Origin of the sequence: uncultured Brevundimonas sp. (assembly GCF_963974615.1) — a bacterium.
Taxonomy (GTDB): Bacteria; Pseudomonadota; Alphaproteobacteria; order Caulobacterales; family Caulobacteraceae; genus Brevundimonas.
On the sequence record NZ_CAXBDH010000009.1, the window covers coordinates 25578 to 44447 of the forward strand.

The window sequence follows — 18870 nt, forward strand, 5'->3', positions numbered from 1 at the left end:
TCCCCTCACAATGTGCGCTGAACCTGCATCCGGAGGCGTTTCAATCGCCGACGATCACCGCGGCGACGGGTCCACGAGAAAGGCCGCCGGAGCGATCCGGCGGCCTTTCGTGTCTTGATTTTGTATTGGACCTAGAAGCGGAAGCTGGCGCGCAACAACAGCATGTAACGTACGTAATCCTCGATCTTTTCTGCGTCGGCACTGATCGAGAGCATGCCAAGTTCGTTGCCGATGTTGAGACGGAAGCCGAGCAGGGGACCGCCACCTTCGATGGTGTTCGGGGTCAGACGGAAGTCGGCCCCGCCGCCGACGAAGCGGGCGATGGTTTCGCCGGGATCGACCGACAGGTTCTGACGCCAGCCGACCCGGACCTCGGGTCGCAGCCAGCTGTCCTCGCCCATGCCCATGCTGAAGTTGACGGCCGCGACAGCCGAGAACAGGTGGCCGGTGCGCTGATCGATGCTGAGATCGAAGCCGTTGCCGCCGCCGGTTTCGGTGCGGGCGTCCTCACGAAGCGAGAAATATTCGGCGTAGACTTCCGGACGTACCCCGAAGCGGCCGAAGCTGCGCTCGTAGGAGGCCCCGCCCGCCGCGGCCAGGGTGAGGCCGTTCCAGCTGGCGGCGTTTTTCAGGTTCAGTCCGCCGCCGACGAACTGGCGGGTGGAGTCGAAGGTCGCATAGCCGGCCGCGGCCCGGGCCCAGGTGGTCCAGTACTGACCCTGGGCGCGCCAGTAGAGGCCCAGTTCGATCAGGCTGCTCGACAGGACCTCCGCAGCCTCGGCCTCGGGGTCCTGGATGTCCGACGAGGTGAAGGCCAGAGACACACCGACCGCGCCGAGCCCCGAGCCCCGCTCGACGCCGCCGGCGAAGCCGATGCCTTCGGAGCGGAAGCCGTAGGTGTCGGTCTTGTCCTTGTCGGCGTAGAAATTGATTTCCTGCACCCAGGCGCTGACCTCACCGGGGGCGGCCGAGGTATTTCGTCCGGTCAGGGCGCGGGTGACCGCATCGACGCCGCTGGCCAGGGACAGCAGCGAGCCGCCCGAGTGATCCGGCAGCATCTGCTCATAAAGACCGATGAAGCCGGTCCGGTCCGTCTGGGCGAGGAAGACGTCGCGCAGGGCGCTGCTGCTGCCCAGGGCCCCGTAGAATGAATTGAACATCTGGGCTTCGGCCGGAATCAGGTTGGCTTCGGCGGCCGTGCGACGGCGGACGTCGACATAGACATCACCGGCCGGCACGTCGGCTCCGGCATTGACCATGAACAGATAGGGGGCCTGGGTCTGGATCGAATTCAGGTCGACCGTGCCCAAATTGAGGGTGGCGGCGTCGATGATGGTGAAGCGACTGGGCGAGTCGATCAGGGAGGTGAAGTTCACGCCGAGTCCGGCCCCGGTGGCCAGGGTCGCCGTTCCCGACACCACGAATCCGGAGTTGCCGCCGGACGCCGGATCGAGGGTCACCAGCAGATTGCCGTTCGCGCCGATGTTCAGGCTGGTGACATTCAGCGGGCTCGTCTGGCGGGCATCGAGAAGTCCGTTGACGACGCTGATGTCCAGCAGGCCGTCGGAATCGGACAGGGCCCCGCGGACAACGCCGCCGCCGGTGATGGTCAGCCGGTCGGCCCCGGCCCCGAAATAGATGTCGCCATTGACTTCACCGTTTCGGATATCGACGAAATCATTGCCCGAGCCAAGCCGGATCGCCCCGGTGATGGCGGGTTCGAAAATATCAGGAACCCCGTCGCCGTCTGTATCAAGGTCCGTCGGAGACCCGGCTCCGACGGGCCCGGTCTGCATGATGGTGACGCCGGTGGTGTTGGCGCGGACATCGATCGCGGTCGCGCTGCCGGTGATCGGGTCGCCCGCTGCATTGGGAGTCAGCGTCGCCTGCAGCAGTCGGGTGTTGGTGATCGACGTCAGGGTACCGCTGAGATCGCGGATGCCGGTGGTGTTGACGGTGCTGCCGATCGCGGTGGCCAGGATGACGCCGCTGTTGGAGACGCTGGGCACCGAGGCCCCGGCGTCAATCTGCAGCGCGGTGACCTGGCTGGCGAGGGCAGACGTCGCACCGGCGGAGAGGTTGCCGGTATTGACGATCTGGGGTGTGGTCGCACCCGTGGCGAAGCGCATGGCGGTGGCGTCGGCCTCGAACGACAGTCCGGAGATCGTGCCCTCATTGCGAACGCCGCCGTCGATGGTGACGATCTGGCCGCCGGGCACGCCGAACAGAACGCCGTTGCCCTGGATACCGTCATAAACACCCTGGCCCGTGAGGGTGCCACGGTTGATGAAGCCGAAGGCGGAATCACCGGTGCCGGCGACCCCGAGGGTGACCGACCGGCTCGCCGAGCCGACGGTGACGGCCGGTGCCGCGCCGAAGCTGCTGATGAAAGCCTTGGTCTCGGTCGCGTCCGGGACGCCGTCATTGTCCTCATCAGCGTTGTTGGGGTCGGCGTCGACCGGTGGCTGGTCGAACACCACGCCACCGCTGACATTGCCCGCGACGATCACGGCAGAGCGGTTCTGCAGCATGTCATCGGGCTCAAGCTTGGCGATGACGGCCTCGGGCGGACGGGTTGTGTAGCGATAGCCGGAGGAGAGAATGTCGCCCTGGAAGACGAGGCGGCCATTGACGTCGCCCTGGATCGATACGGCCGAGGTATTGGCCCCGAAGACGGCCATGGTGCCGCTGAGCATGACGTTGCCGTCGATGGTCGAGGTCGTGCGAACACCGATGGCGTTGTCGCCGAAGACCTGAAGGCTGCCGAGGGTCGTCAGATTGCCCACGAGACCGGATTCGATCGAGATCCCGACCGAATTTACGCCGTCCACGACCAGGGAGCTGGAGCTGTTGAGACGGATGTCGCCGGTGAGGGGCGAGGCTCCTGCAAGGCGAATGCCGAAACGGTCGCTGCCGTTGGCCCAGACCCCGTCCAGGTCGCCGTCGCTGTCGGTGTCGGGATAGGTCGCGATGTCATCGCCGACGGTGACGCTGCCGCTGATGGTGATCGATCCGGTGTTGCCGCCGTTGGCCAGAATGCCGGTCGTGCCGTTGGCTGTGTTGACGCCGCCGATCGATCCGCCCGAATCGACGATGATGTTGTGACTAGAGTTGAGGGTGACGACATTGCCGGTCGTGACATTGATCGCACCGCCACTGGCGATGCGGATACTGTCCGGGCCGGTCCCGGTCGCGTTGGCGGTTGTGATCGGCGTGGTGCGGGTCGTCGAAATCACGATTTCGGCGTGAGCGCCGGCCGCAGCCATCAGAGGGGCGATCGCCACTGCGGTCGCAAGCAGTTTACGCATTCGAAAAAATACCCCTGGTGGACAGACGCGCAAGGACGCAGGCGATCCTCTAACAGGGACCGCGCCAGCATGTCTCAAGTTTCGCGAATTTGAGGCGAATGCAAGGCCTAAGGGTGCAAAGATGCCGCGCCCCTGATGCCGAAGCCGGCCAGTTCCGCATTCAAAACCAGAGCTCAACGGTCAGGTTTGGCGGGAGAATCAGGCCCTGAATCGGTCGAGTCGGCCGCATGTTGGAGCCGACATCGCCTGTGTCGAGTGTTGCCGGAGTCCGTCTCGCGGGGCGGTTTCCTTGCAAGACCGCAGTTCGGTCGCCGATCATCGGCGAGGAAGGCTTGAGCTCTGGCGTTTCCGGCGCTACGGCGACGCTATGGTGAAGTCCAGACTGGCGACCGTCCGACGGGTCCAACGCATCAGAAATCGCGCTGTCCGGACCGGGAGCCGGCCGCCCACCGAAGCAGAATTGCTGAGCATGGTGGGGGTCAAGGTCGAGGAAAGTGAGCTGCGGCTGATTCCCGGCCTCGACGAGGAGGTCTCGGAAACGCTTCGCCGGCTGCGGGCGTCGACGGCGGACGCCCGACCCCGGCTTGTCGACACCACCATGCTGTATGCGCCGCGCTCGGGCGGGGTGAAACGCTATCTGCTGTCGAAACAGGCCTGGCTGCAGGCGAACCGGCCCGGCGTGGCTCACAGTCTGGTCGTGCCGGGAGCCCATCACGAGGCCGGGGACGACGGCGTCATCAAATTGCATGCGACCAAGCTGCCGTTCGGCGACGGCTATCGCTGGCCGTCCTCGGTGCGGCGCTGGGGGGCCTGGGTCGCGGCCCTGGAGCCTTCGGTGATCGAGGCCGGAGATCCCTATACGCCCGGGCAGGGGGCACTGGAGGCGGGCCAGAGGGCGGGCTGTCCGGTCGTTGGCTTCTGTCATTCCGACCCGGCCGGCCTGGCGGCGCTGCATTTCGGCGAATGGGCCAAGAAACCGGTCGAGAAACGCTGGGCCGAGCTGTTCTCGCAATTCGACCGGGTGGTCTCGCCCAGCCGCTTCATCGCCCGGAGACTCGAGGAGGCCGGGGTCCGCGATATCGTGATCCGGCCGCTGGGGGTCGAGATCGACACCTTCCGGCCCGACCGGCGCGATCGCGACTGGCTGCTGAAGAAGCTGGACCTGCCCGATTCGGCGCGCCTGCTGTGCTTCGCCGGGCGACCGGCGCGGGAGAAGAACATCGGTGTGCTGATCGAGGCGGTGCAGAAATTGGGCGCGCCCTATCATCTGGTGCTGGTCGGGGCCGGAGCCGGCATGCCGGCCGAGGAGCGGGTCATCTCCCTGCCGTATGAGGCTAATCCCCGGGGCGTGGCCAGGATCATCGCCAGCTGCGACGCCTTCGTCCACGCCAATGACAAGGAGCCGTTCGGCCTGATCGTGCTGGAAGCCATGGCCTGCGGGCGTCCGGTGGTCGGGGTCAACGCCGGCGGTGTGGCCGAGACGGTGGACGAGAGCGTCGGCCAGCTGGCCCGCAGCGCCGACCCGCGTGACTATGCCGCGGCGATCGAGGCCCTGTTCGCGCGCGATATAGAGGCGTTGGGCCGGGCGGCCCGTGCCAGGACCGTCGATCGCTTCGCCTGGAACCGTGTGTTCGAGGATTTGTGCACTGTCTATGGCGACGTCAGTGGCAAGGCGGCCTTTGTCCAGGCTGCAGAGCGACAGGTTCTGCCCTAGCCGTCCCGGCGGCTGGACAGGCCTGCGGTGCCGGGTCAGGGTCCAGGCGCAACAGAGGCGACGTCCGGTATGTACAGATTGATCCTGGCTCTTGTTCTGGCGGCCGTCATGGCGTCACCGGCGCTGGCCCAGACCGTGATCATCGTTCGTCATGCGGAGAAGGCCGAACAGAGCGCCGATCCGGTGCTGTCCGACGCCGGACAGGCCCGGGCCTCCGCCCTGGCTGAAGTTCTGGCCGGGGCCGGCGTGAGCCATGTCTTCGTCACGCCGTTGCAACGCACCGGTCTGACGGCTGCGCCGAGTGCGGCGGCGGTCGATGTCGGGGCGATCGCCGTGTCGCTGGACGGCGGAGCTGCGGCCCATGTGGCCCGGCTGGTGGCGGATGTGCGGCAGGTTCCGGCCGATGCGGTGGTGCTGGTGGTCGGTCACAGCAATACGGTGCCCGAGATCGCCCGGGCGCTGGGGGCGACCGATGCAGCCGCAATGGCCGACTGTGAATACGACCGGCTGACGGTCCTGACCCTGACGCCGACCGGTGCCCATGCGGTGACCGGGCGCTACGGGGCCGCCAGCCCGCCCTGCTGAGGATCGGCTGAATCCCCATTCGGTTGTCCCGTCACCCGCTGCCCTATGGCTCAGCCAGGGTCCCGTCCTGATCCTGGAGACCATGCGGCTGTGTCTGATTATCGCCCTGACCTCGACGACGGTCCCAGCCCGGCCCGGCAGCGGGCCGAGGTCAGGCGCGGCTTGTCCGCTCCCGTGATCACCCGTCGCACCCTGTCGGCGATGGAGGTCTCACAGCGGGGTGCTGACCCTCTAGTGAGGCCTCACTAGAGGGCGGCGGGGTCCTCGCTGCGCTGGCGCAGCTGCCGCGCTGCGACGACGAGTTCATCGGCCTGGGTCACCAGGCGGGGCGACAGGGCCTGAAGCTCTGCGTCGGTGACGGTGTGGCCCTGGGCGCGGGCCTCGGCGATCCGTTCCGCGCGATAGGCGGCATTCTGCAGCTTGCGCGCTTCTTCCCGCATGGTCTCGGCCCCGCGCTCCATCTCATCGGCCCCGGTGCGCATCTGGACACGCGCGTCGGCCTGGGCCCGGCGGGCATCGGCCCGGGCGGCCTCGGTGTCGCCGGCAGCGGCGCGGGCGTCGGCGCGGGTCTGTTCCCGGTCCCGCAAGGCGGCCCACCGGTCAGCCTCTGCCCGGGCGCGGTCCTGGGCGACGCGGGCCTGATCCTGAACCGTCCGGGCCCGGGTCACGCCGTCGACCGGCGCGAGCCGGGTGACCAGCCGCGGCGGTGCGGGCGGTGCGGGCGGGGCCGGGTGAGCGTGTGGTGCCGGGGGCGCAGGCGGGGCGGGCGGTGCCGGCGGTGCGGGCGGCAAGGGGGGCAGAGGGGGCGGGCCGTCGCCCGAGTGGCTGTAGATCTGGCGGCTGGTGCTGCCGTCGGCCTGTGAGACCCGGGCTGCCGTGTAGCCGTCGCTGGAATAGCTGAAGCTGTAGTCATCGGTCGGGGCGACCGGCGCGACCGGCGCGACCGATCCGACCGATCCGACCGGCGTAACGGCCGCGGCCGGGGCCAGGACCGCCGTTGCGGCGACGCCGGCCGCTGCCGGCGCGCGGGCCGGGCTGTCGTCGGCAGTGCGCGACGCCAGTTCCAGGGCGGCCAGCGGGGTGGCGACGGCCACCATGGCACCGACGGCCAGGGTCAAGGCGATGGAGCGGGCGTGGGGCTTGCGCGGGGAAGTCATGATGGAGTCGATCCTTTGACTGAGGGGGCGGGCGGAACCGGTCATGCCGGTCGCGGCCACGGGGGTGGTCCGGGCGGCCAGATTGACCAGCGTGTGGGCGTATTGGCGGGGGTCGACGCGGGCGATGGCCAGGGTGTCGGCGGCCTCTTCGGAACGGTCGATCAGGGCGCTGTGCAGCCGCCACATCAGCGGATTGAACCAGAACAGGGCCAGGGCCAGCCGCGACAGGGCCAGGAAGGGCCAGTCGAGGCGGCGGATATGGGCGATCTCATGGGCCAGGACGGCGTCGGCGTCGGTCGGGCGGGCCAGGCTGTCGGGATGGATCAGGACGGTCCCGGGCGGCAGGCCCCAGCTGAGCGGTCCGTCGACGCCGGCGGCGGTCAGCAGGCGCGGGCGGCTGACCTGGCCGTCGCACTGGCGTTCCAGGGCGGCGGTCCAGGCGGTGTCGATCACCGGGCGGGCGTGGAGGCTCCAGCGCGACAGGGTCCAGACCCCGGCGAGGAATCGGCCCAGCACCAGGACAGCCCCCAAGGTCCAGACAATGGCCAGCAGGGCCCAGGCCGGTGGGGCCCCGACCGAGCCGCTGACCGAAACCCCGGCGATCGGGCCGACCTCGCCGGCCCAGGCCACCGTGTTCGGGATGATCGGGGCCGGCGCGGTGGCGACCGCGGGCAGGACGGCCAGGGCCAGATCGGGTCCGGCCAGGGCGATGACCGGCAGGGCCAGCATCAGGCCGACGGTGGCGCGCAGCAGATCGGCGCGCTCGGCTGCGGGGCGTCTGGCGAACAGTTCGGCCAGCAGCAGGCCGGCCCCGGCGACAAGGCCGGACTTCAGGGCGAGGCTGATGAACAGGGCGATCATGACTGCCGCTCCCCGGCGTCGTCGATGGCCCGGCGCAGGGCCGCCAGTTCTTCCGGGTCCAGCTGTGAGGCCAGACCCAGCAGGGCGGTGGCGGCGGTGGCGGGGGAGCCGTTGAAGAAGGTGTCGACCAGACGGCGCAGGGCCCCCGTGGCGACGGCCTCGGGGCGCTGCACGGGCTTGTAGATATAGGCTTGGTTCTCCGTGCGATGGGCGACCAGCCCCTTGGCCTTGAGTCGCGACAGCAGGGTACGCACGGCGGAATCACTGGGTGATCCGATCATCGCATTGCGGACGGCCCCGGCGGTGCCCTCTTCGAGGCGGCACAAAATCTCGAACACCTCGCGTTCGCGTCTGGGCAGGGATTCAATCATCGGGGCCTCCGCTACATTTGTAGCCTGTTACATATGTAGCAGAATAAGGCGCGATTGGGGCGGGCGGATGAAATCGAGGACAGGAAAGGAAGGTAGGGGGAGAAGGGTATCGACCGGGTCAGGGTCGCGATGGGGGCGGCACGCGCCATTTCCTCTGCTTTAGAAGAAATGGCGCGAGTGACGGGACTCGAACCCGCGACCTCCGGCGTGACAGGCCGGCACTCTAACCAACTGAGCTACACCCGCATCCCGTCGCGGCGCTGGTGCGTCGCGGCGAGGGGCGTCGTTTAGGCGGGGTGGACTTGCGCTGTCAAGCGCGCAATCGGGGATTTACGAGCCTCATTCCAGTGACCGCCGGAACCCGGACGGAACTGATAACCATTCGCAAGAAAAACCTTTGTCAGCATGGGTTTGAACCCCGGTCGGGTTGAGGCTAGAAAGCGCCGAATCCGCCGCCGCTCCGGTGGCCGAGGTCTTCTCGAATGAACGCATTTCTTCTGGAATATCTGCCGATCGTGATCTTTCTCGGGATCGCAACGGTCCTGGGTCTCGGCTTCATGCTGGCGGCCTGGGTGCTCGCGCCCAAAAATCCCGACTCCGAAAAGCTGTCGGCCTATGAGTGCGGCTTCAACGCCTTTGACGACGCGCGGATGAAATTCGACGTGCGCTTCTATCTGGTGTCGATCCTGTTCATCATTTTCGATCTGGAAGTTGCCTTCCTGTTCCCCTGGGCCGTGTCGATGTTCGACCTGTCCAAGGCCGGGATGGTGTTTGCCTTCTGGTCGATGATGGTCTTCCTCGGCGTGCTGACGGTCGGCTTCATCTACGAATGGAAGAAGGGGGCGCTGGAATGGGAATAGTGACCAACACCACGCCGCTGATCGGTGCCGGCAACCAGGGATCGTCGCCGGTGGGCTTCGGTCAGGGCGCGCGCGCCACGGTCGAGGGCTATGATCCGAAGCTGCACGACAAATTCTTTGAGCAGGTCAACACCCAGCTGGGCGAGCAGGGCTTCCTGACCACCTCGCTGGACGACGTGATCACCTGGGCCCGGACCGGCAGCCTGATGTGGATGACCTTCGGCCTGGCCTGCTGCGCCGTGGAGATGATGCAGGCGTCGATGCCGCGCTTCGATATGGAGCGGTTCGGCATGGCCCCGCGCGCCAGCCCGCGTCAGTCCGATCTGATGATCGTCGCCGGCACCCTGACCAACAAGATGGCTCCGGCGCTGCGCAAGGTCTACGACCAGATGCCGGACCCCAGATATGTGCTGTCGATGGGCAGCTGCGCCAACGGCGGCGGGTACTACCACTACAGCTACAGTGTTGTGCGCGGTTGTGACCGGATCGTACCGGTTGACGTCTATGTGCCCGGGTGTCCGCCGACAGCGGAGGCGCTGTTGTACGGGCTGCTGCAACTTCAGAAGAAGATCCGTCGCACCGGGACCATCGAACGATGAGCGCCGTCGCCAATATCGCGGTCCTTGAGGCCGCCCTGACGCCGCTGGGGGCCGAGATGGTCGGGGAGCTGGGTGTCGATGCCCAGGTCTCGTTCGGGGAACTGAACCTGGTCGCCCATCGTGATCGTATCGTCGAGGTGCTGACCGTCCTGCGCGACCGCTTCGGCTTCCAGCAGCTGCTGGATGTGTGCGGGGTCGACTATCCCGACCGGACCGAGCGGTTCGAGGTCGTCTATCATCTGCTGTCGATGACCCGGAACGTGCGTCTGCGCGTCAAGGTGGCGACCGATGAACGGGCCCCGGTACCCAGCGTCATCAGCGTCTATCCGGCGGCCAACTGGTTCGAGCGCGAGGCGTTCGACATGTACGGCATCCTGTTTTCGGATCACCCGGACCTGCGCCGGCTGCTGACCGACTACGGATTCCAGGGGCATCCGCTGCGCAAGGACTTCCCGATGACCGGGTATGTCGAAGTGCGTTACGACGAAGGGGAGAAGCGGGTTGTGTATGAGCCCGTCAAATTGACCCAGGAGTTCCGGAACTTTGATTTCCTGTCGCCGTGGGAGGGAGCCGAATATCCGCTGCCCGTTCTGCCCGGTGACGAGAAGGCGGGTTCGGGTCCCGCCGGAGGCAAGGTCTGATGGCTGACGGTGCAAACCCTCCCGTGAAGAAACCGCCGCTCGGCTCCGAACTGGCGACTGACATCTTCGACGCCCCGCACGACGGCCGCACGGCCGAGGCGAAGGCGCTGGACGACCGCAAATTCACGATCAATTTCGGCCCGCAACACCCGGCCGCGCACGGCGTGCTGCGTCTGGTGCTGGAGCTGGACGGCGAGGTCGTCGAACGCGTCGATCCGCACATCGGCCTGCTGCACCGCGGCACCGAGAAGCTGATGGAGGCGCGCACCTATCTGCAGAACGTGCCCTATCTGGACCGGCTGGATTACGTCGCGCCGATGAACCAGGAGCACGCCTTCTGTCTGGCCATCGAGAAGCTGCTGGGCGTCGAGGTGCCGTACCGGGCCCAGCTGATCCGGGTGCTGTATTCCGAAATCGGTCGCATCCTGTCGCACCTGCTGAACGTGACCACCCAGGCCATGGACGTCGGGGCCCTGACGCCGCCGCTGTGGGGCTTCGAGGAACGCGAGAAGCTGATGGTGTTCTACGAGCGCGCCTCGGGGGCGCGTCTGCACGCCAACTATTTCCGCCCCGGTGGTGTGCATCAGGACCTGCCGATGGCCCTGATCGACGACATCGGCCGCTGGTGCCATGAATTCCCGGCGGCGCTGGCCGACATTGAATCTCTCGTCACCGAGAACCGCATCTTCAAACAGCGCAACGTCGACATCGGCGTGGTGTCGAAGCAGCAGGCGCTGGACTGGGGCTTCACCGGCGTGATGCTGCGCGGCTCGGACATCGCCTGGGACCTGCGCAAGTCGCAGCCCTACGAATGCTATGCCGATCTGGATTTCGACATCGTCGTCGGCAAGAACGGCGACTGCTGGGACCGCTACCTGTGCCGCATCGAGGAGATGAAGCAGTCGGTGCACATCATGGAGCAGTGCATCCACGAACTGCGCAACCGTCCCGGCGAGCCGGTGATGGTCGAGGACAACAAGATCGTCCCGCCCAAACGCGGTGAGATGAAGCGCTCGATGGAGGCGCTGATCCATCACTTCAAGCTCTATACCGAGGGTTTCCGCACGCCCGAGGGTGAGGTCTATGCGTCGGTCGAGGCCCCCAAGGGCGAGTTCGGCATCTATCTGGTCAGTGACGGCAGCAACAAGCCGTACCGGGTCAAGATCTCGGCCCCCGGCTTCCGCCACCTGCAGGCCATGGACTGGATGAACCGCGGCCATATGCTGGCTGATGTGTCCGCCATCCTCGGCTCCCTCGACATCGTTTTCGGAGAAGTGGACCGATGAGCGTTCGTCGTCTCGCCAAGATCCAGCCTGCCTCGTTCGCTTTCTCGAAGGCGACCAAGGCTAAATGCGACTGGTGGATCGCCAAATATCCGGACGACCGTCGCCAGTCGGCGGTGATCCCGATCCTGTGGCTGGTGCAGAAGCAGGAGGGCTGGTGCCCGGAGCCGGCGCTGCGTGCCATCGCCGAGCTGCTGGGCATGCCCTACATCCGGGTGCTGGAGGTCGTCACCTTCTACACCATGTTCATGCTGGAGCCGGTCGGTTCGGCGGCCCTGATCCAGGTGTGCGGCACCACGCCGTGCGCCCTGCGCGGGGCCAATGAGCTGATGGGCGTCTGCAAGTCGAAGATCGGCCCGAAGGACAGGCTCAGCGCCGACGGCAAATTCACCTGGCAGGAGGTCGAGTGCCTCGGGGCCTGCGTCAATGCGCCGATGGCCCAGATCAACGACTATTATTTCGAAGACCTGACGCCCGAGAGTCTGGCGCAGATCATCGATGATTTCGCCGCCGGCAAGACGCCGAAGCCGGGCTCTTATGCCGGACGCCATACCTCGGAACCGGTGGGCGGGATCCTGACCCTGACCGACAAGAAATTGTACGACGGCTCGGCCGCCAAACCGATCAAGAAACTGCCCAACAGCAAGCCGGTGCCGGCATGAGCCGACCCGACGTCAATGCGCCGGAAGCCGTCGCCGCCTATCGGGCGGAGATGCGCGCGGTCGGGCGCAAACAGCGTCTGGCCGGGTTCGGCTGCGTGCTGGTCGGGGCCGTTCTGGTCTGGGTCTCGACCCAGGCCGGGGCCGCTGCGCCGGCCGTGCAATGGACCGGTTACGGTCTGCTGGCCGTCGGCTGGGCGCTGATGCTGGCGGCCATCTTCATGCGTACTCGTTATCACCGCCGCCGCATGGCGGAACTGGACTGAACCATGGTCGGACTGCTCGAAGACAAGGACCGCATCTTCACCAATCTGTACGGCTTCCATGACTGGACGCTGGACGGGGCGAAGACGCGCGGCTGCTGGAACGCGACGAAGGACATGCTCGACCTCGGGCGTGACTGGGTCATCACCAACGTCAAGAATTCCGGCCTGCGCGGACGTGGCGGGGCCGGTTTTCCGACGGGTCTGAAATGGTCCTTCATGCCCAAGGAGGTGAAGGATCGGCCGCACTATCTGGTGGTCAATGCCGACGAGTCCGAGCCCGGCACCTGCAAGGACCGGGAGATCATGCGTCATGATCCCCACCTGCTGATCGAGGGCTGTCTGATCGCCAGCTTCGCGATGCAGGCCCACGCCTGTTACATCTATCTGCGCGGCGAATATGTGCTGGAGCGCGAGCGCCTCGAGGCCGCGGTCAAACAGGCCTATGACGCCAAGCTGATCGGCAAGAACAACGTCCACGGCTGGGACTTCGACGTCTATGTCCACCACGGGGCCGGGGCCTATATCTGCGGCGAGGAAACCGCCCTGCTGGAGAGCCTGGAGGGCAAGAAGGGCCAGCCGCGCCTGAAGCCGCCGTTCCCGGCCGGAGCCGGCCTGTACGGCTGCCCGACCACGGTCAACAACGTCGAGTCGATCGCGGTGGTCGGCACCATCCTGCGCCGCGGGGCCGAGTGGTTCGCCGGCTTCGGTCGTCCGAACAACACCGGCACCAAGCTGATGTGCATCAGCGGCCATGTGAACAAGCCCTGCAACGTCGAGGAGGCCATGAGCATCCCGCTGCGGCAGTTGCTGGAAGCCCATTGCGGCGGCGTGCGTGGCGGCTGGGGCAATCTGAAGGCGGTGATCCCGGGTGGATCGTCGGTGCCGCTGATCACCCGCGACATGGCCGAGACGGCGCTGATGGATTTCGACTCCCTGCGCGAGATGCAGTCGGGTCTGGGCACGGCGGCGGTCATCGTCATGGACGAGTCGACCGATCTGGTGAAGGCGATCGCCCGCATCAGCTATTTCTACAAGCATGAGAGCTGTGGCCAGTGCACCCCGTGCCGCGAGGGTACCGGCTGGATGTGGCGCGTGCTGGAGCGGATGTCCGTCGGTGAGGCCGATCCGTCCGAGATCGACATGCTGCTGGACGTCAGCAAACAGGTCGAGGGCCACACCATCTGCGCCCTGGGCGACGCCGCCGCCTGGCCGGTCCAGGGGCTGATCCGCCATTTCCGTCACGAGATCGAGGATCGCATCTCGCAATACCGCAGCCGCCGCGCGAATTTCGCCGGCCATGCGATCGCGGCGGAGTAGGGCGATATGGCTGAGGAACCCGACAATCTGGTGCTGGAGATCCTTCGGCGGATCGAGACGCGCGTCAACGCGGTCGAGACCAAGGTCGACCGCATCGGCGAGGACCTTCACGGCCTGAAAGTTCGTACGACCCATGTCGAAGAGGGGCTGGCGGGCGTAAACCGCCGGCTCGACAGAATTGATGAACGTGTCGAACGGATCGAGAAGCGTCTCGATCTGGTCGATCATCCCTTTGGCGGAGTCCGCGAATAATGCCCGTAGCCAAGGTCAACGGCGTAGACGTCGAGTTCGAGGCCGGCATGACCGTGCTTCAGGTCGCCGAGCGTGCGGGCGAGGAGATTCCGCGCTTCTGCTATCACGAGCGGCTGTCGATCGCCGGCAACTGCCGCATGTGCCTGGTCGAGGTGAAGCCCGGACCGCCGAAGCCGCAGGCGTCGTGCGCCCTGCCGGCCGCCGAGGGCCAGGAGATCTTCACCGACACGCCGATGGTCCGTAAGGCCCGCGAAGGGGTGATGGAGTTCCTGCTCATCAACCATCCGCTGGACTGCCCGATCTGCGACCAGGGCGGCGAGTGCGACCTGCAGGATCAGGCCATGGGCTATGGCCGCGACGGCTCGCGCTATGCCGAGAACAAGCGCGCGGTCGAAGAGAAGGCGATGGGCCCGACCATCAAGACCTTCATGACCCGCTGTATCCAGTGCACCCGCTGCGTCCGCTTTATCACCGAGGTCGCCGGCGTGCCGGACATCGGCATGATCAGCCGCGGCGAGGATGCCGAGATCACCACCTATCTCGAGAAGTCGGTCGCCTCGGAACTGTCGGGCAACGTCAATGACCTGTGCCCGGTCGGGGCCCTGACGCACCGGCCGTGGCAGTATCACTACCGCCCGTGGGAACTGAAGAAGACCGAGACCATCGACGTGATGGACGCGCTCGGCTCGAACATCCGCGCCGATGCGCGCGGGGCCGAGGTCATGCGGGTGCTGCCGCGCGTGCATGAGGGCATCAATGAGGAATGGCTGTCGGACAAGAGCCGCTATGTCGTCGACGGTCTGACGCGTCAGCGGCTGGACCGGCCGTGGATCCGTGAGAACGGCAAGCTGCGCGCGGCCTCATGGGACGAGGCCCTGACCACGGTGGCGGCGCGACTGCGGACGGCCAAGCCCGAGAAGATCGGTGTCATCGCCGGCGACCTGCAGGACGCGGAATCGATGAAGGCGGCGCTGGACCTGTTCCGCGCGCTGGGCACGACCAATATCGACTGCCGTCAGGACGGCTCGACTCTCGGGACCGGTCCGCGCGAGGGCTGGCTGTTCAACTCCGGTCTGGCCGGGGTCGAGACGGCCGATGTCGTGCTGCTGGTCGGGGTCAATCCCCGCACCGAGGCCCCGCTGTTGAACGCGCGCCTGCGCAAGGCCTGGATCACCGGCAAGACCGAGATCATGCTGATCGGTGAGCAAGCCGACCTGACCTATGATTACAACTGGTTGGGCGCAGGTTCGAAGACTCTGTCCAAACTTCCCAAGGCGGCGCTGGACCAGCTGACCAAGGCCGAGCGGCCGGCGATCATCGTCGGTGGCGGGGCGCTGGCGGGCGAGGGCGGGGCGGCGGTGCTGAACGCGCTGGGCGTGCTGGCCAGGAAGACCGGCGTCGTCACCAAAGGCTGGAACGGCTTCAATGTGCTGCACCATGCGGCGGCGCGGGTCGCCGGTCTCGACATGGGCTTCGTGCCCGGCGAGGGCGGAATGACGGCGGCGCAGATGGCGGCCAAGGGTGCGCTGGGTCTGTTGTTCCTGCTGGGGGCCGACGAGATCGACACCTCGAAATCCAGGGCCTTCAAGGTCTATCTGGGTAGCCACGGCGACGCGGGGGCGCACAGCGCCGACGTGATCCTGCCGGGCGCGGCCTATACGGAAAAGGGCGGCCTGTACGTCAATACCGAGGGCCGGGTGCAGATGGCCGAACGCGTCGTCTTCCCCAAGGGCGAGGCCAAGGAAGACTGGGCCGTGTTGCGGGCCCTGTCCGAGCGGGTCGGCAAGACCCTGCCGTACGATACGCTGGACGCCCTGCGCGGCAAGCTGATGGCCGATCATCCGACCTTCGGCCGTATCGACTATCTGGCGCCGTCAGGAATGTTCGATGTGGCCGGACTGGGCACAAAGGGTGACCTCGGCGACGTGGTGTTCCAGTCGATCGTGACCGATCCCTATCTCAACAATCCCATCGCGCGGGCCAGCGCGACCATGGCCGAACTGTCCGCCCTGCGGATGGCCCCGGCCGCGATGGCGGCGGAGTAGACGATGGAAGCCGCAGACACTTTCTGGACCACCCCCCTCGGCTGGACCCTGATCACCGCGGGCGGCATCCTGCTGGTCACCGTCGGCATCCTGATCTCGCTCGCCTTCCTGCTGCTGGCCGACCGCAAGATCTGGGCGGCCGTGCAGATGCGCAAGGGACCGAATGTGGTCGGGCCGTTCGGCCTGCTGCAGTCGTTCGCCGACTTCTTCAAATTCGTGCTGAAGGAAATCGTCGTCCCGGCCGGGTCGGACAAGGTGGTCTTCCTGCTGGCCCCGCTGATCAGCTTCGTGCTGGCCTTCATCGCCTGGGCCGCGATCCCGTTCGCCCCGGGCTGGGTCATTTCCGACCTGAACGTCGGCATCCTGTACATCTTCGCGATCAGCTCGCTGGGCGTGTACGGCATCATCATGGGGGGCTGGGCCTCCAACTCGAAATACCCGTTCCTCGGCGCGATGCGTTCGGCGGCGCAGATGGTCTCGTACGAGGTGTCGATCGGTCTGGTGATCATCAATGTGATCCTGCTGGCCGGGACCATGAACCTGACCGACATCGTCACGCAGCAGGGGGGCTGGTTCTGGAACTGGTTCGCCTTCGGCGGCGGCATGGCCACCTGGCCGACCGTGTTCGTCATGTTCCCGATGGCCATCATCTTCTTCATCTCGGCCCTGGCCGAGACCAACCGCCCGCCGTTCGACCTGCCCGAGGCCGAGTCGGAACTGGTGGCCGGCTATCAGGTCGAATATTCCTCGACCCCGTACCTGCTGTTCATGATCGGCGAATACGCCAACATCGTCTTCATGTGCGCGATGATCAGCCTGCTGTTCTTCGGCGGCTGGAACCCGGGCTTCCCGATCGACTTCACCGCCGGCTGGCCGCCGTTCCTGGTCAATTTCCTGCTGTTCCTGGTGTTCTTCGGCAAGATCGTCTTCTGGTTCTTCATGATCGCCCTGGTGAAGGCCTTTGTGCCCCGCTACCGCTATGATCAGCTGATGCGTCTGGGCTGGAAGGTGTTCCTGCCGACCTCGGTCGTGGCCGTGGTGGCCGTGGCCGCCTGGCGGGTGTTCGGGGTCGGGTCATGATCCGGCTGTCGGTCCTTCTGATTGCCCTGATGACGAGCGCCTGTGTGCCGCCGGCCTATGAGGCCGATCCGGTCTCGGCCCAGCAGTGGCAGGAACGCCAGGACCGCATTGCACGCCGGGCCGCGGAACAGGCCCGCCTGTGCGCCATTACCAAGCCGGAAGACCCGCGCTACGATCAGCTGTGCAACAGCACTCCGAGAGACCGACCCTGATGTTCAAACGTATCGCCCAGGCGGCCAAGGGGGCCCTGCTGCTCGATCTGTTCGGCGCGGTCGGCCTGTCGCTGAAATACATGGCGCGTCCCAAGGCGACCGTGAACTATCCGTTCGAGCGCAATCCGCAGTCGGTGCGCTTTCGCGGCGAACACGTGCTGCGCCGCTATGCCAATGGCGAGGAACGCTGCATCGCCTGCAAGCTGTGCGAGGCCATTTGCCCGGCCCAGGCCATCACCATCGAGTCCGAGCCGCGCAGCGACGGCAGCCGCCGCACGACCCGCTATGACATCGACATGGTCAAATGCATCTATTGCGGCCTGTGCCAGGAGGCCTGCCCGGTCGATGCGATCGTCGAGGGCCCGAACTCGGAATTCACCACCGAGACCCGCGAGGAGCTACTCTACGACAAGGAGCGTCTGCTCGCCAACGGCGACCGCTGGGAACGGCAGATCGCCAAGAACCTGGAACTCGACGCCCCGTTCCGCTGATGCATTCCTTCCCATAGCGAAGCGACGGGGGAGGGGGCGACCCCGAGCACGGCGTCTGCGGCTGTGGCCCCCTCCACCATCCTTCGGATGGTCCCCCTCCCCCGGTGGGGGAGGAATGGGGTCGCTCAGATCTTCTCGGCGATGATTTCCAGCACCATCGGTGTGACCAGAACCGCGTGCGGATCGGCGTCGGCGGCCTCGAAGGCGGCGATGACGCGGTCGGCCCAGGCGGGCTCGACCTTGCCGGCGTCGGCGAGGAAACGCGGATACTGTTTGCCCCAGCCCGCCGGCCACTGCCAGACGAAGTCGTCGCTGGTTACGGTCTCGACGATCGGTCGCATCGACAGGATGCGGAAGCCGGCTTTCGGCAACATCTGCGGCAGGCTGCGGCCGATGTCGGGCTCGCCGCCGCTGGCGCGCCAGTCGTCGACGACGAATTTCTTGAACTCCTCGACCGCCGGATCGCGCGGCAGGATCGAGAAACTGTCGTAGTCCAGATATTCGTGGATCACCGCCACACCGCCGGGCCGCAGGGTCGCGGCCAGCTTGTCCAGTACCAGCGCCGGGTCGCTGACGAAGGCCAGCACCCAGCGCAGCCAGAAGGCGTCGGCTCCGGTCACGCCGAGCGGCTCGGTGACCAGGTCGAGGACCCGGGTCTCGACATTGTCCAGACCGCGCTGTGTGGCCCGGGCGTCCAGCACCTCGATGAACCGGGCCGAGCGTTCCAGCGCATGGACGCGGCCTTCCGGCCCAACGATTTCAGCCAGATCGAGGCTGGCCCAGCCCGGTCCGGCCCCGGCATCGACGACGCGCGAACCAGAGGTGATTCCGGCTCGCCGCCACACGTCCAGAACCTTCGGCCGCCAGACCCGGTGTTGCAATCCGAGGCGCTGGACCTCGGTGTCGTGGGTGCCCAGCAGGTAATTGCGCTCTTCAGTCATGGGGATCCTGTCCGTTTGAAGACAAAGTGAGGGGTCGGATGCGTTCCGGCAAGGTGCGTCTGGCGATATCCGGACGTGTATTCGGCCTTTGCAAAGAGCGAGCGCCGGTCTAGAAGTCGCGCGCTTTCCGAAGCGTACCGGGCGGGATTCGCCACGGGATTTCGGGAGTGTCTGATCGATCCGCTCGCCGTCGCTTCGCTCGCCGGCAAAGCCCTGGGGAGCCGTCCG

Annotated in this window: 18 protein-coding genes and 1 tRNA gene; 14 read left to right on the forward strand and 5 right to left on the reverse strand. The window is 66.4% G+C overall.

What is annotated here, in order from left to right:
* Positions 1–131: 131 nt before the first annotated feature.
* Complete coding sequence (locus tag AAC050_RS07485; protein ID WP_339914451.1) at positions 132–3308, reverse strand: autotransporter domain-containing protein; 3177 nt, start codon at positions 3306–3308, stop codon at positions 132–134.
* Positions 3309–3777: 469 nt separating this feature from the next.
* Between AAC050_RS07485 and AAC050_RS07490 the strand changes: the two genes are divergently transcribed.
* Together AAC050_RS07490 and AAC050_RS07495 are read left to right on the forward strand one after the other, a co-directional pair.
* Positions 3778–5022, forward strand: a complete 1245-nt coding sequence (locus AAC050_RS07490; RefSeq protein WP_339914452.1) for a glycosyltransferase — start codon at positions 3778–3780, stop codon at positions 5020–5022.
* Between the two features lie 69 nt (positions 5023–5091).
* Complete coding sequence (locus AAC050_RS07495; protein WP_339914453.1) at positions 5092–5607, forward strand: phosphoglycerate mutase family protein; 516 nt, start codon at positions 5092–5094, stop codon at positions 5605–5607.
* A gap of 245 nt (positions 5608–5852) precedes the next feature.
* On the opposite strand, the gene AAC050_RS07500 is transcribed toward AAC050_RS07495, so the two are convergent.
* The 3 genes from AAC050_RS07500 to AAC050_RS07510 form a co-directional block, all read right to left on the reverse strand.
* The gene (locus AAC050_RS07500; RefSeq protein ID WP_339914454.1) at positions 5853–7625 is read right to left on the reverse strand and encodes a M56 family metallopeptidase; all 1773 of its coding nucleotides are present in this window, start codon (positions 7623–7625) and stop codon (positions 5853–5855) included.
* Complete coding sequence (locus AAC050_RS07505; protein ID WP_339914455.1) at positions 7622–7996, reverse strand: BlaI/MecI/CopY family transcriptional regulator; 375 nt, start codon at positions 7994–7996, stop codon at positions 7622–7624. The genes AAC050_RS07500 and AAC050_RS07505 overlap by 4 nt, the downstream gene beginning before the upstream one ends.
* A gap of 169 nt (positions 7997–8165) precedes the next feature.
* Positions 8166–8242, reverse strand: a tRNA-Asp gene (locus AAC050_RS07510).
* 236 nt (positions 8243–8478) lie between these two features.
* Between AAC050_RS07510 and AAC050_RS07515 the strand changes: the two genes are divergently transcribed.
* Genes AAC050_RS07515 through nuoI form a run of 12 tightly spaced genes read left to right on the forward strand, consistent with a single transcriptional unit; the run spans position 8479 to position 17701 of the window.
* Positions 8479–8856 (forward strand): NADH-quinone oxidoreductase subunit A, encoded by a 378-nt coding sequence (locus AAC050_RS07515; RefSeq protein WP_339914456.1) that lies wholly within the window; start codon positions 8479–8481, stop codon positions 8854–8856.
* Complete coding sequence (locus AAC050_RS07520) at positions 8826–9455, forward strand: NADH-quinone oxidoreductase subunit B family protein (protein WP_339914457.1); 630 nt, start codon at positions 8826–8828, stop codon at positions 9453–9455. The genes AAC050_RS07515 and AAC050_RS07520 overlap by 31 nt, the downstream gene beginning before the upstream one ends.
* A gap of 56 nt (positions 9456–9511) precedes the next feature.
* Positions 9512–10096 carry an NADH-quinone oxidoreductase subunit C gene (locus AAC050_RS07525; protein WP_339914565.1) on the forward strand — a complete coding sequence of 195 codons (585 nt, stop codon included), beginning with the start codon at positions 9512–9514 and terminating at the stop codon, positions 10094–10096.
* On the forward strand, positions 10096–11382 hold the full coding sequence (locus AAC050_RS07530; protein ID WP_339914458.1) for an NADH-quinone oxidoreductase subunit D: 1287 nt from the start codon (positions 10096–10098) through the stop codon (positions 11380–11382). The genes AAC050_RS07525 and AAC050_RS07530 overlap by 1 nt, the downstream gene beginning before the upstream one ends.
* Entirely contained in the window at positions 11379–12041 is a 663-nt protein-coding gene (nuoE, locus tag AAC050_RS07535) for an NADH-quinone oxidoreductase subunit NuoE (protein ID WP_339914459.1), read from the forward strand. The genes AAC050_RS07530 and nuoE overlap by 4 nt, the downstream gene beginning before the upstream one ends.
* Positions 12038–12304 (forward strand): hypothetical protein, encoded by a 267-nt coding sequence (locus AAC050_RS07540; RefSeq protein WP_339914460.1) that lies wholly within the window; start codon positions 12038–12040, stop codon positions 12302–12304. The genes nuoE and AAC050_RS07540 overlap by 4 nt, the downstream gene beginning before the upstream one ends.
* A gap of 3 nt (positions 12305–12307) precedes the next feature.
* Positions 12308–13621, forward strand: coding sequence for an NADH-quinone oxidoreductase subunit NuoF (gene nuoF / locus AAC050_RS07545; RefSeq protein WP_339914461.1), 1314 nt, complete (start codon positions 12308–12310; stop codon positions 13619–13621).
* Positions 13622–13627: 6 nt separating this feature from the next.
* The gene (locus AAC050_RS07550) at positions 13628–13873 is read left to right on the forward strand and encodes a hypothetical protein (protein ID WP_339914462.1); all 246 of its coding nucleotides are present in this window, start codon (positions 13628–13630) and stop codon (positions 13871–13873) included.
* Positions 13873–15918 carry an NADH-quinone oxidoreductase subunit NuoG gene (gene nuoG, locus AAC050_RS07555; protein WP_339914463.1) on the forward strand — a complete coding sequence of 682 codons (2046 nt, stop codon included), beginning with the start codon at positions 13873–13875 and terminating at the stop codon, positions 15916–15918. Before AAC050_RS07550 ends, nuoG begins: the two co-directional genes overlap by 1 nt.
* 3 nt (positions 15919–15921) lie before the next feature.
* Complete coding sequence (gene nuoH, locus AAC050_RS07560; RefSeq protein WP_339914464.1) at positions 15922–16998, forward strand: NADH-quinone oxidoreductase subunit NuoH; 1077 nt, start codon at positions 15922–15924, stop codon at positions 16996–16998.
* A complete protein-coding gene (locus AAC050_RS07565) occupies positions 16995–17210 on the forward strand; it encodes a hypothetical protein (RefSeq protein WP_339914465.1) in 216 nt (71 codons plus the stop codon). Before nuoH ends, AAC050_RS07565 begins: the two co-directional genes overlap by 4 nt.
* Entirely contained in the window at positions 17210–17701 is a 492-nt protein-coding gene (gene nuoI / locus AAC050_RS07570) for an NADH-quinone oxidoreductase subunit NuoI (protein WP_339914466.1), read from the forward strand. Before AAC050_RS07565 ends, nuoI begins: the two co-directional genes overlap by 1 nt.
* A 125-nt stretch (positions 17702–17826) precedes the next feature.
* On the opposite strand, the gene AAC050_RS07575 is transcribed toward nuoI, so the two are convergent.
* Positions 17827–18642 (reverse strand): methyltransferase domain-containing protein, encoded by an 816-nt coding sequence (locus AAC050_RS07575; RefSeq protein WP_339914467.1) that lies wholly within the window; start codon positions 18640–18642, stop codon positions 17827–17829.
* Between the last annotated feature and the right edge of the window lie 228 nt (positions 18643–18870).

What these genes read in the sequence shown, in the direction of transcription:
- AAC050_RS07550 (WP_339914462.1), top strand. Translation starts at nt 13,628, where the DNA reads ATGGCTGAGGAACCCGACAATCTGGTGCTGGAGATCCTTCGGCGGATC.
- AAC050_RS07530 (WP_339914458.1), top strand. Translation starts at nt 10,096, where the DNA reads ATGGCTGACGGTGCAAACCCTCCCGTGAAGAAACCGCCGCTCGGCTCC.
- nuoF (WP_339914461.1), top strand. Translation starts at nt 12,308, where the DNA reads ATGGTCGGACTGCTCGAAGACAAGGACCGCATCTTCACCAATCTGTAC.
- AAC050_RS07490 (WP_339914452.1), top strand. Translation starts at nt 3,778, where the DNA reads ATGGTGGGGGTCAAGGTCGAGGAAAGTGAGCTGCGGCTGATTCCCGGC.
- AAC050_RS07515 (WP_339914456.1), top strand. Translation starts at nt 8,479, where the DNA reads ATGAACGCATTTCTTCTGGAATATCTGCCGATCGTGATCTTTCTCGGG.
- AAC050_RS07495 (WP_339914453.1), top strand. Translation starts at nt 5,092, where the DNA reads ATGTACAGATTGATCCTGGCTCTTGTTCTGGCGGCCGTCATGGCGTCA.
- nuoG (WP_339914463.1), top strand. Translation starts at nt 13,873, where the DNA reads ATGCCCGTAGCCAAGGTCAACGGCGTAGACGTCGAGTTCGAGGCCGGC.
- nuoI (WP_339914466.1), top strand. Translation starts at nt 17,210, where the DNA reads ATGTTCAAACGTATCGCCCAGGCGGCCAAGGGGGCCCTGCTGCTCGAT.
- AAC050_RS07520 (WP_339914457.1), top strand. Translation starts at nt 8,826, where the DNA reads ATGGAAGAAGGGGGCGCTGGAATGGGAATAGTGACCAACACCACGCCG.
- AAC050_RS07565 (WP_339914465.1), top strand. Translation starts at nt 16,995, where the DNA reads ATGATCCGGCTGTCGGTCCTTCTGATTGCCCTGATGACGAGCGCCTGT.
- AAC050_RS07575 (WP_339914467.1), bottom strand. Translation starts at nt 18,642, where the DNA reads ATGACTGAAGAGCGCAATTACCTGCTGGGCACCCACGACACCGAGGTC.
- AAC050_RS07540 (WP_339914460.1), top strand. Translation starts at nt 12,038, where the DNA reads ATGAGCCGACCCGACGTCAATGCGCCGGAAGCCGTCGCCGCCTATCGG.
- nuoE (WP_339914459.1), top strand. Translation starts at nt 11,379, where the DNA reads ATGAGCGTTCGTCGTCTCGCCAAGATCCAGCCTGCCTCGTTCGCTTTC.
- AAC050_RS07500 (WP_339914454.1), bottom strand. Translation starts at nt 7,625, where the DNA reads ATGATCGCCCTGTTCATCAGCCTCGCCCTGAAGTCCGGCCTTGTCGCC.
- AAC050_RS07505 (WP_339914455.1), bottom strand. Translation starts at nt 7,996, where the DNA reads ATGATTGAATCCCTGCCCAGACGCGAACGCGAGGTGTTCGAGATTTTG.
- nuoH (WP_339914464.1), top strand. Translation starts at nt 15,922, where the DNA reads ATGGAAGCCGCAGACACTTTCTGGACCACCCCCCTCGGCTGGACCCTG.
- AAC050_RS07525 (WP_339914565.1), top strand. Translation starts at nt 9,512, where the DNA reads ATGGTCGGGGAGCTGGGTGTCGATGCCCAGGTCTCGTTCGGGGAACTG.
- AAC050_RS07485 (WP_339914451.1), bottom strand. Translation starts at nt 3,308, where the DNA reads ATGCGTAAACTGCTTGCGACCGCAGTGGCGATCGCCCCTCTGATGGCT.